Origin of the sequence: Streptomyces sp. F63 (assembly GCF_018070345.1) — a bacterium.
Taxonomy (GTDB): domain Bacteria; phylum Actinomycetota; class Actinomycetes; order Streptomycetales; family Streptomycetaceae; genus Streptomyces.
Genome location: NZ_JAGPXX010000005.1, coordinates 287,792 through 299,328, shown reverse-complemented (window position 1 = coordinate 299,328; position 11,537 = coordinate 287,792). Strand labels below are relative to the sequence as shown.

Below are 11,537 nucleotides of genomic sequence, written 5' to 3'. Positions count from 1 at the left end.
CCGGGAGACTCCGGGGCGCCGGGGGTCCCGGTGGCTTCGGCCGGACCGGTGGCCCCGGCCGGGTCGGCCCTCCGGGGAGCGCCGGCCGTCGTCTCCGTGCCCGCTGCCCGGCCGGGACCGGCGCTCCCGGCGCGGCTGCCGGCACCGGACGGGCCCGTGGCGGGGCGGCCGGCCGGCGCGGAGCCGCGCGCCGCGCCACCGGCCGTGGTCTCGCGGGGCCGCCCCGTGCGCTGGGCGGGTTGGGCGCGGGAGGACGAACCGCCCCCCTGAGCGGGAGAGTTGCCGGAACCGGTGCCGGAACCGGTGCCGGAACCGGTGCCGGAACCGGTGCCGGGGGTCCCCGCCGCGCGGGGAGACGGAGAGGCGTCCCCGGACCCGGACCCGGCAGCGGCGGCCGGTCCTGCACCGGTGGTCCCCGGCTGCTCGGGGGAGTCTCCGGCGGGGCCGGACGGGAACGGCGGACGAGCGGTCACGACGGGGTCCTCCTCGGAGGAGCGGGGAAACGGGCGTTGGAATGCGGTGGCGGTGCCGCGCGACGGTGGTGCGAGGCGGTGCCCGGTGGTGCCGCGCGGTTTCGCCGCGCCGGGGCGGGGCGGGAGGGTTCCGGGCGGTGTGACGCGGTGCCGGGCCCGCACCGGAGCCGGGAGGCTCGGGTAACCCGCGTGGCGGCGGTCATGCGGACGGGCCGCGCCGGTCGGGTACGGAGGTGCCGGGCGGCCTGGAGCCCGCCGGCCGGGAACCGGGCGGCCGGACCGGGGCCCCGGCGGACGGCCCGGCGGCCGGGCCCGGCCCGCCCGGCACGCCGGATCCCCCCTGCGCCCCGGCCCCCTCGCGTCCCCGGTGCTCCCGGCTCCGGCCAGGGTCCGGACCCCGACCCGGACCCGGCTCCGGCGGTGTCGCCCCATCCTCCGGCTCCCCGGCGAGGCGGCGGATCGCGGCCATCGGCACCGGGAGCCAGTCGGGGCGGTGGCGCGCCTCGTACAGCACTTCGTAGACGGCCTTGTCGGTCTCGTAGGCGCGCAGGAGTTCGGGTTCGTCGCGCGGATCGGCTCCGGCGGCCTCCGCGTAGCCGCCGCAGTAGGCCGCCCGGTTCCGCCACGACCACTGCCCGGACCAGCCGGACGCGCCGCCGGCCGCGGGCTGGTGGGTGCGGGCCGCGTAGTCGAAGGAGCGGAGCATCCCGGCGATGTCACGGGCGACGGGCTGCAGCCTCCGGCGCTCGGAGATCGGCCGGGCCGGCTCGCCCTCGAAGTCGATGAGGGACCAGCGGCCGTCGTGCGCGCTGCGGAGGGCCTGCCCGAGGTGGAGATCGCCGTGTATCCGCTGGGCATGCCAGGTGCGGCCGCGGTTGCCGAGGGCGGCGAGTTCGTCGTAGGCGGCGCGCAGCGGCTCGCGGTAGGGGCGCAGCGCGGGCACGGCGGCCGCGGCGGCCTCCAGCCGTTCGGCCATGCCGCCCGCGATGATCTCGATCTGCGGCCGGCGCAGGACGGCGGTCGGCAGGGCTTCGGCGAGGGCGGTGTGCACCTCGGCGGTGGCCCGGCCGAGGGCGTGGGCGGCGCCGGTGAAGTCGGCGTGCACGGAGAGGGAGTTGAGGGCGAGCTGCCAGCCGTCGGCGGATCCGGGCAGGAAGGGCTGGAGGATGCCGAGGGTGAGCGGGCCGCCGGCCGGGTCGTCCGCCGGGACGGAGGCGAGCCCGGCGCCGGCGGCGGCTTCGACGTGCGGATCGGCCTCGAACCAGGCGGTGGGGTGGGGCACGCGGTCACAGCCGGCCCGGGCGAGGGCCAGCGGGAGTTCCAGGTCGGGGTTGACGCCGGTGCCGATGCGGCGGAAGACCTTGAGGATGTACGCGTCGCCGTAGACGACCGAGGAGTTGGACTGCTCGGCGGTGATGAGCCGGGGGGTGAGCCCGGAGGCGATGGCGGTGCCGGGGGCGCGGGTGAAGCGCAGCGCGCCGAGCCGGCCGGGGACGCGCAGCCGTTCCAGGAGCAGCCCGGCCAGGCGCGGGTCGGCCAGGGCCTCGTAGACGGTGCGGCCGTGGAGGGGGCCCTCGGCGGGGCGGCCGATCAGGGTGTGCGCGAGGTGCGGGGGGAGGGTGGAGCGGATGCCGATGAGGAGCTGGTAGCAGTCGGCGGTGCCGGGATGCTGCTGGGCGCGGACGAGGAGGTGGATCAGCCCGGGGGCGGCGCCGCCCGCGGTGCAGGGCAGGATCTCGGTGGCGGAGACGAGGGAGAAGCCCGTGATGGGGTTGCCCTTGCCGGCGAACCAGCGCTGCCGGGGCAGCCACGCGCGGAGCAGGGGGACGAGGGAGGGGAGCAGGGACCGGGTGGTGGTGTGGGCCCGGCCGGGGCCGGGCGGTCCGGCGGAGGTGCCGGTCTCCGCCGGGATGTATCCCCCCGGCGCGGATCGCTGGTCCGGTGTGTCCCCCGAGTGGTCCGCCGGATCCGCCGGCGAGTCCGGGGCGGTGACGGTGGTGCGGGCCGTGCTGTACGGGTTGGCGCGGATCGAGCCCTCCGACATGGCGTCGCGTCCTTTCCCCGGGCACACCGTAGATGCGCAAAGTGTCCCGGATTGCGGCAAATGCTGTCCGGCGGTGCGGGACGTGTCGGGTGAGGATCGTCCGATCAGGTAAGGCGATTGGCCTATGCGCTGTGCGGACTGGGTGCGTAGAGGAGAGCCTGCCCGGGGCGGGGCGGTGAAAACCGGTGAATCCGGCTGTAACCGCCCCGCCGTGGCGCTGTGACGGCCGCTGACGGCCCGCGGTCAGCCGCCGGTGAGCGGGTGCGGGACGCCGCCGGCGGGCGGTGCGTCCGCGGCGTCACCGCCGGCCGGCGCGCCGGCGGCGCTCGCGGCCGCGGACCGGCGGAGCCGGAACCAGTAGAAGCCGTGGCCGGCGAGCGTGAGCAGATAGGGCAGTTCGCCGATGGCCGGGAAGCGCACCCCGCCGATCAGCTCCACCGGGTGCCGCCCGGCGAACGCCCGCAGGTCCAGCTCGGTGGGCTGGGCGAAGCGGGAGAAGTTGTTGACGCACAGCACCAGGTCGTCGTCCTCCCCGCCCGTTCCCGGGGTCTCCCGGAGGAAGGCGAGCACCGCCGGGTTGGTGGAGGGGAGTTCGGTGTACGAGCCGAGGCCGAAGGCCGGGTTCTGCTTGCGGATCTCGATCATGCGGCGGGTCCAGTGCAGCAGCGAGGAGGGGCTGCTCATGGCCGCCTCGACGTTGGTCACCTGGTAGCCGTAGACCGGGTCCATGATGGTGGGCAGGGAGAGCCGGCCAGGGTCGCAGGAGGAGAAGCCGGCGTTGCGGTCCGGGGTCCACTGCATGGGGGTGCGGACGGCGTCCCGGTCGCCGAGCCAGATGTTGTCGCCCATGCCGATCTCGTCGCCGTAGTAGAGGATCGGCGAGCCGGGGAGGGAGAGCAGCAGGGCGGTGAACAGCTCGATCTGGTTGCGGTCGTTGTCGAGCAGCGGGGCCAGCCGGCGGCGGATGCCGATGTTGGCGCGCATCCGCGGATCCTTGGCGTACTCCGCGTACATGTAGTCGCGTTCCTCGTCGGTGACCATTTCGAGGGTCAGCTCGTCGTGGTTGCGGAGGAAGACGCCCCACTGGCAGCCGGAGGGGATGGCCGGGGTCTTGGCGAGGATTTCCGAGACCGGGTAGCGCGACTCGCGGCGCACCGCCATGAAGATGCGCGGCATCACCGGGAAGTGGAACGCCATGTGGCACTCGTCGCCGCCCTTCCCGAAGTCACCGAAGTAGTCGACGACGTCCTCGGGCCACTGGTTGGCCTCGGCGAGCAGCACGGTGTCGGGGTAGTGGGCGTCGATCTCGGCCCGGACCCGCTTGAGGAGGTCGTGGGTCCGCGGCAGGTTCTCGCAGTTGGTGCCCTCCTCGGCGTAGAGGTACGGCACGGCGTCCAGCCGGAAGCCGTCGATGCCGAGGTCCAGCCAGAACCGCAGGGCGGAGATGATCTCCTCCTGGACGGCCGGGTTCTCGAAGTTGAGGTCGGGCTGGTGGGAGAAGAAGCGGTGCCAGTAGTACTGCTTGCGCACCGGGTCGAAGGTCCAGTTGGAGGCCTCGGTGTCGACGAAGATGATCCGGGCGTCCTGGTACTGCTTGTCGTCGTCGGCCCAGACGTAGTAGTCGCCGTACGGGCCGTCGGGGTCGCGGCGGGACTCCTGGAACCACTCGTGCTGGTCGCTGGTGTGGTTCATGACGAAGTCGATGATGACCCGCATGCCGCGCTGGTGGGCGGCGTCGACGAACTCGACGAAGTCGGCGAGGTCCCCGAACTCGGGGAGGACGGCGAGGTAGTCGGAGACGTCGTAGCCCCCGTCCCGCAGCGGGGACTGGAAGAACGGCGGCAGCCAGAGGCAGTCCACGCCGAGCCACTGGAGGTAGTCGAGTTTGGCGGTGAGGCCCTTGAGGTCGCCGACGCCGTCGCCGTTGCTGTCCTGGAAGGAGCGGACCAGCACCTCGTAGAAGACGGCGCGCTTGAACCAGTCGGGGTCGCGGTCCTTCGCCGGTGTGTCCTCGAAGGTGTCCGGTACGGGCTCGTTGACGATCATGATGTGGGTGACCCTCCGATCGGTGAGGACGGTCGCAGGGTGAACACGTGCGCCGGCCGGTGACCCGGGTCCAGCCGCACGTAGTTGTCCCTGCCCCAGTGGTAGGTCTCGCCGGTGAGCTCGTCGCGCACCGGGACGGACTCGTGCCAGTCGAGGCCGAGTTCCGGCATGTGCAACGAGACCGTGGCCTCCTGGGTGTGGTGCGGGTCGAGGTTCACGACCGTGAGTACGACATCGGGGCTGTCGCCGTGAGTACGTTTCGAGTAGGCGATCACCGCGTCGTTGTCCGCGTGGTGGAAACGCAGGTCGCGCAGTTGCTGGAGGGCCGGATGGCGGCGGCGGATCCGGTTGAGCGCCGTGATGAGCGGGGCGATGGTCCGGCCCTCCCGCTCGGCCGATTCCCAGTCGCGGGGCCGCAGTTCGTACTTCTCCGAGTGCAGGTACTCCTCGCTGCCGGGGCGTGCCGGGGTGTTCTCGCACAGCTCGTAGCCGGAGTAGATGCCCCAGGCCGGGGAGAGGGTGGCGGCGAGCACGGCCCGTGCCTCGAAGGCGGGCCGGCCGCCCTCCTGGAGGTGTCCGGGGAGGATGTCGGGCGTGTTGGCGAAGAAGTTGGGCCGCATGTACGCGGCCGCGTCGCCGGAGAGTTCGGTGAGGTAGCGGGTCAGCTCCTCCTTGGTCTCGCGCCAGGTGAAGTAGGTGTACGACTGCTGGAAGCCGACGGCGGCCAGGGTGTGCATCATCGCGGGGCGGGTGAACGCCTCGGCGAGGAAGATGACGTCCGGGTCGCGGCGGTTGATGTCGGCGATGACCCGCTCCCAGAAGACCACGGGTTTGGTGTGCGGGTTGTCCACCCGGAAGATCCGCACCCCGTGGTCCATCCACAGCCGCAGGATGCGCAGCGTCTCGCGGACGATGCCGGTCATGTCCGCGTCGAACGCGACCGGGTAGATGTCCTGGTACTTCTTGGGCGGGTTCTCGGCGAAGGCGGTGGAGCCGTCGGCCCGGTGGTGGAACCAGGACGGGTGCTCGCGCACCCAGGGGTGATCCGGCGAGCACTGCAGGGCGAAGTCGAGCGCCACCTCCATGCGCAGTGCCCGGGCCCGGGCCACGAAGTGGTCGAAGTCCTCGAAGGTGCCGAGGTCGGGGTGGATGGCGTCGTGGCCGCCCGCCGCGGACCCGATCGCCCAGGGGGAGCCCACGTCGTGGGGGCCGGCGGTGAGGGTGTTGTCCGGGCCCTTGCGGAACGAGCTGCCGATGGGGTGGACGGGCGGCAGATAGACCACGTCGAAGCCCATGGCGGCGATGGCGGGCAGCCGCTCGGCGGCTGTCCGGAGGGTGCCGCTGACGGGCGGCTCGCCGGGCGCGGTGACGGCGCCCTCGGAGCGCGGGAAGAACTCGTACCAGGAGCCGTAGAGCGCGCGGCGGCGCTCCACGCGCAGCGGTACCTGACGCGACTGGCTGACGAGTTCCCGCAGCGGATGGCGGGCGAGGGCCGCGGAGACGTCCTCGGCGAGGGCCGCGGCGAGCCGGTCGGCGGGGGAGAGGTCCCGGTCGCGCAGGGCGTCCACGGCGCGCAGGACGGCCTCCCGCCCGGCCCGCTTGGGGACGTCGACGGCGGCCCTCTCGTGGAGGGCCGCGCCTTCGGCGAGGACGAGTTCGGTGTCGATGCCGGCCGGGATCTTGATCTCGGCGTGGTGGCGCCAGGTGGTGACCGGATCGCTCCACGCCTCGACCGTGAAGCTCCACGGGCCCTCGGATTCCGGGGTGACCCGGGCGCCCCAGCGGTCGGTGCCGGGGGCGAGTTCGCGCATCGGGGTCCACGGACCGGGACGGCCGGAGGGGTCCAGCAGGACCACGTTGGCGGCGACCGCGTCATGGCCCTCCCGGAAGACCGTCGCGGTGACCTGGAAGCTCTCGCCGGCCACCGCCTTGACCGGACGCCGTCCGCAGTCGACGAGCGGGCGGATGTCGAGCACGGGGATGCGTCCGATCATGGGATCACCTGGAGGCGTAGCGGTCTGGGACACTCTGCGGGCTTTTGTTCTTTCTATATGCTCCATGGACGACTGGCCGGTTGCGGGCATGGGCGCTCCTGTCCGCGTTCACTCATGTGGGTGACTGTGCGAGCCGGTGGGCGGCGCCGGGTGGTGCGGGGAGCGTGGCGCCGCTCATCCGTGGAGTCTGCCCCCGCCCGGCACCGGACATGACGGCGACGGCCTGCCGTACGGGGGCCGAAAGGTAAAAACTGGACCGGCCCGTGACGGCGGCGGTGTGCCGTGGTCACGGGCCGGTCCTGTGCTGGTGCGGGTGTGCCCCGAGGGGCCGGTGGTGCGGGATCCGGAGGGTTCGGCCGGTGGGGCGTGGCCGAGGGCCGAAGGCCCGCCGGAGCGCGGCTCCCCGGGCGGTCGCCGGCTGTCCGGTTGACGCAGCGTCGGTGACGCGGCCGGCGGGCGGTGTGTCAGTCGCCGACCTGGAGCAGACGGTTGGGCGAGCCGAGACCCGCGCCGCTGATCTTGCCCTGGGCCGCGCCGTCCGTCAGCGCCTTCTCGACCGCCGCCGGAGCGTCGGCCGGGTGGTCGCCGAGGTGGAGCGCCGCGGCGCCCGCGGCGTGGGGGGCCGCCATCGAGGTGCCGGAGATCGTGTTCGTGGCATCGCCGGAGGTGGGCCAGGCCGACGTGATGTCCACACCCGGGGCGAACACGTCCACGCCCGGGCCCCAGTTGGAGAAGCTCGCGCGGGCGTCGGTCTTGTCGGTCGCGCCGACGGTGATCGCCTCCGTGACCCGGGCGGGGGAGAACAGCAGCGCCGGCAGGCTGTTGTTGCCGGCCGCGACGGTGAACGTCACTCCCGAGGCGATGGCGCCCCGGACCGCCTCGTCCAGCTGCGCGTTGAGGATGCCGCCGAGGCTCATGTTGGCCACGGCCGGCTTCTGCGCGTTCTCGGCGACCCAGTCGATGCCAGCGATCACCTGGGCGATGGTGCCGGAGCCCTCGTCGTCCAGGACCCGTACCCCGACGACGTCGGCCTGCTTGGCCACGCCGTACGCGGTGCCGGCGATGGTGCCGGCGACGTGGGTGCCGTGCCCGTGGCCGTCCTGGGCGTCGGCGTCGTTGTCGACGAAGTCCCAGCCGCTGCTCGCCCGGCCGCCGAAGTCCTGGTGGCCCGTGCTGACGCCGGTGTCGATGACGTACGCCGTCACGCCCGAGCCGCCGCCGGCGGGCGGGGTGTAGGAGTCGTCCAGCGGGAGGTCGCTCTGGTCGATCCGGTCCAGGCCCCAGGAGGGCGGATTCGGCTGGGCCGCGCTGATCCGCACCGCGGCGTCCTGGGAGACCGAGGCGACGGCGGGATCGGCCGCCAGCCGCTTCGCCTGGGCCTCGGAGAGCTTGACGGCGTAGCCGTTGAGGGCGCTGCCGTAGGTGTGGCGGATGGTCGCGCCGTACTTCCGCGCCAGTTCCCGGCCGGCGTCGGAACGCGCGGTGAGGCCCTGGCCGGACTTGAGGCTGACGATGTAGCTGCCGCTCACGGCGCCCGGCGAGCCGGCGCCGAGGATGCGGCCCGTCGGTGCCGCCGTGTCGGCGGCGTGGGCGGAGAAGGTGAGGGGGGACAGCAGGAAGGTGACGGCGGCGATCGCGGTCGTGACACGGCGTCCGCTGACGAGACGCCGCGTGTGGGGGGTGGGAACGTCGTTCTGTGAGCCGTCGGCTGACGGTCGATCAGATATGTGCGCCATTGAAGATGAACCTCTCCTGTGGTGACCTGCAGCTTCTCGTGCGACGGGGCTGCGGACAAGAGGTTCGCGGGGGCGGAATCGATCACTCCGGCCCCGCATGGTGCCTCCGTTGACGGGTCCGTACCGGTTTAGGGCGCAGTGACCTCGGGACGGGGCGGTGCCGTCATCCCGTCACCGATGAAGAAGCTGGGATGCGTCGGCTGGTTGCGAGCGGTGTTCTGCCACGCGAGCGCGGGGCGGTACCGCGCGTCGTGCAGCAGGGCGGTGATCCGGCGGTTCCGTCCGGTGCGGGGTGGAGCAGAGCCGGAGCGCACGGGGCCGAGGTGCGCCACACCGGGCCGCCGCGGCCGGCGGCCGGTCATCGGCGGTACGGAGCCGGACGGCAGAGGACCTCCGGCCGCCGTCCGCGCCGCCGGCCGGTGGGTTCCGGACGGAACGTGTGCATGTGCGCGAAGGGAACCCGCGATCGCCGCTACGGTCGACCTGTGAAGGCCATTCGTCGATTCAGCGTGCGTCCCGTCCTTCCGGAACCCCTACGACCCCTCAGCGACCTGGCGCGGAACCTGCGCTGGTCCTGGCATCCTGAGACCCGTGACCTGTTCGAGGCCGTCGACCCCGGGGCCCGGCCCGCCGCGGGCGGCGACCCCGTACGGCTGCTCGGCGGCGTGTCCGCCGCGCGGCTGGAGAGCCTCGCCTCCGACGGCGCCTTCCTGCGCCGCCTCGACGCCGCGGCGGGCGAGCTGCGGGAGTACCTCACCGGCCCCCGCTGGTACCAGACCGCCGCGGGCGGGGCGGACGGCGGCGCGCTGCCCGCCGCCGTCGCCTACTTCTCGCCCGAGTTCGGCATCACCGGAGCCCTGCCGCAGTACTCCGGCGGGCTCGGCATCCTCGCCGGGGACCACCTCAAGACCGCCAGCGACCTGGGCGTACCGCTCATCGGGGTCGGACTCCTCTACCGGCACGGCTACTTCCGGCAGACGCTCTCCCGCGACGGCTGGCAGCAGGAGCAGTACCCGCTGCTCGACCCCGACGAGCTGCCGCTCGGCCCGCTCCGCGAGCCCGGCGGCCGGCCCTGCCGGGTGACGCTCGCCCTGCCCGGCGGCCGCACGCTGCACGCCGCCGTCTGGGAGGCCCGGGTCGGCCGGGTGCCGCTGCTGCTGCTCGACTCCGACACCGAGGAGAACGCACCCCGCGAGCGCGGGGTGACCGACCGGCTCTACGGCGGCGGCAGCGAGCACCGGCTGCTGCAGGAGATGCTGCTCGGCATCGGCGGGGTCCGCGCCGTCCGCGCGTACTGCCGGATCACCGGGCACCCGGAGCCCGAGGTCTTCCACACCAACGAGGGCCACGCCGGCTTCCTCGGCCTCGAACGGCTGCGGGAACTGGGCGCGGAGGAGCACGGCGGGCTCGGCTTCGACGCCGCCCTGGAGGCCGTGCGCGCCGGGACGGTCTTCACCACCCACACCCCCGTGCCGGCCGGGATCGACCGCTTCGACCGGGAGCTCGTCGCCCGCCACTTCGGGGACGACGGAGCACTGCCCGGCGTGGACCCCGGCCGCGTCCTGGAACTCGGCAGGGAAACCCACCCCGGAGGCGAGCCGAACGTCTTCAACATGGCCGTGATGGGCCTGCGGCTCGCGCAGCGCGCCAACGGCGTCTCCCGGCTGCACGGCGGCGTCAGCCGGGAGATGTTCGCCGGACTGTGGCCCGGTTTCGACGCGGACGACGTGCCCATCACCTCCGTCACCAACGGAGTCCACGGCCCGACCTGGACCGCTCCCGAGATCCTCCGGGCCGGCGCCGGGAGCGGCGGGGTGCAGGCACTGCCCGGTGACGCCCTGTGGGCGCTGCGGCGCACGCTCCGCGAGCGGCTGGTCGCGGAGGTACGGGAACGGCTGTACGCCTCCTGGCGGCAGCGCGGCGCGGCGGCGGCCGAACTCGGCTGGATCGACGGGGTGCTGGACCCGGACGTCCTCACCATCGGCTTCGCCCGCCGCGTGCCCTCGTACAAGCGGCTCACCCTGATGCTCCGCGACCGGGAACGGCTGACGGAGCTGCTGCTCCACCCCGAGCGGCCGGTGCAGATCGTCGTCGCCGGCAAGGCGCACCCCGCGGACGACAGCGGGAAGCGGCTGGTGCAGGAGCTGGTCCGGTTCGCCGACGATCCGCGGGTGCGGCACCGGATCGTCTTCCTCCCCGACTACGGCATGGCGATGGCGCAGCGGCTCTACCCGGGCTGCGACGTCTGGCTGAACAACCCGCTCCGGCCGCTGGAGGCCTGCGGCACCTCCGGGATGAAGGCCGCCCTCAACGGCTGCCTCAATCTGTCGGTGCTGGACGGCTGGTGGGACGAGTGGTACGAGCCGGACTTCGGCTGGGCCATCCCGACCGCCGACGACCCCGCCACCGGCGAGGACCGGCGCGACGATCTGGAGGCGCACGCCCTCTACGAGCTGCTGGAGCAGCGCGTCGCCCCGCTCTTCCACGACCGGGGCCCGGACGGGCTGCCGGACCGCTGGATCGAGATGGTCCGCCGCACCCTGACCGGCCTCGGGCCGAAGGTGCTGGCGGGGCGCATGGTCGAGCGTTACGTCCGGGAGCTCTACGCCCCGGCGGCCCTCGCCCACCGGCGGCTCGGCCCGGGCGCCGCGCGGGAGCTGGCCGGGTGGAAGGCGAAGGTGCGGGCGGCCTGGCCGCGGGTCGCCGTCGGCCGCGTGGAGGCCACCACGGGCGGCGGGAACGGCGGCAGCGCGGAGCTGGGCTCGGTGCTGTCCGTGCGGGTGCGGGTCGCGCTGGACCGGCTCCTCCCGGAGGACGTGGAGGTGCAGGCGGTCGCCGGGCGGGTGGACGGCGAGGACAGGATCACCGGCGGGCGCGTCGTACCGCTCGAACCGGCCGGTCCCGCGGACGCGGAGGGGCGGTGGCCGTACGAGGGCGAACTGACCCTGGAGCGGACCGGGCCCTTCGGGTTCACCGTGCGGGTGCTGCCCGCGCACCGGATGCTGGCGAGCGGGGCGGAGCTCGGGCTGATGGCCGTGCCGGCGGAGGTCACGGGCGAGGAGGCGGGTGTGCTGATGCGGTAGCGCGCGGCAGGCCCGGCCGGATGATTCCGGGCTCCGGCGAACACGGAGGGGCCGGTGCGGTGCCGGAACACCGCACCGGCACACCGGTGCCCGCAGGGCCGGAAGCGGCCGGGAAGGGGCGGCGCGCCGCCGGACACGCTCCCCCCCCCGGCTCCTCCCGG

6 protein-coding genes are annotated in these 11,537 nt (G+C 74.0%); 1 reads left to right on the top strand and 5 read right to left on the bottom strand.

What is annotated here, in order from left to right; genetic code table 11:
* Window positions 1–672 precede the first annotated feature (672 nt).
* From KBZ10_RS08640 to KBZ10_RS29230, 5 genes are all read right to left on the bottom strand, one after another.
* Window positions 673–2,517: a maltokinase gene (locus KBZ10_RS08640; protein WP_210986910.1), complete on the bottom strand. Its 1,845-nt coding sequence runs from the start codon at window positions 2,515–2,517 to the stop codon at window positions 673–675.
* Between the two features lie 243 nt (window positions 2,518–2,760).
* Window positions 2,761–4,563: a maltose alpha-D-glucosyltransferase gene (gene treS, locus KBZ10_RS08635; RefSeq protein WP_247701999.1), complete on the bottom strand. Its 1,803-nt coding sequence runs from the start codon at window positions 4,561–4,563 to the stop codon at window positions 2,761–2,763.
* Complete coding sequence (locus KBZ10_RS08630; protein ID WP_210986909.1) at window positions 4,560–6,557, bottom strand: alpha-1,4-glucan--maltose-1-phosphate maltosyltransferase; 1,998 nt, start codon at window positions 6,555–6,557, stop codon at window positions 4,560–4,562. The genes treS and KBZ10_RS08630 overlap by 4 nt, the downstream gene beginning before the upstream one ends.
* A gap of 464 nt (window positions 6,558–7,021) precedes the next feature.
* The gene (locus tag KBZ10_RS08625) at window positions 7,022–8,293 is read right to left on the bottom strand and encodes a S8 family peptidase (RefSeq protein ID WP_210986908.1); all 1,272 of its coding nucleotides are present in this window, start codon (window positions 8,291–8,293) and stop codon (window positions 7,022–7,024) included.
* 128 nt (window positions 8,294–8,421) lie between these two features.
* The gene (locus tag KBZ10_RS29230; RefSeq protein WP_374223323.1) at window positions 8,422–8,655 is read right to left on the bottom strand and encodes a hypothetical protein; all 234 of its coding nucleotides are present in this window, start codon (window positions 8,653–8,655) and stop codon (window positions 8,422–8,424) included.
* A 123-nt stretch (window positions 8,656–8,778) separates the two neighbouring features.
* On the opposite strand from KBZ10_RS29230, the gene glgP reads away from it, so the two are divergent.
* The gene (gene glgP / locus KBZ10_RS08620; RefSeq protein ID WP_210986907.1) at window positions 8,779–11,376 is read left to right on the top strand and encodes an alpha-glucan family phosphorylase; all 2,598 of its coding nucleotides are present in this window, start codon (window positions 8,779–8,781) and stop codon (window positions 11,374–11,376) included.
* Window positions 11,377–11,537 lie beyond the last annotated feature (161 nt).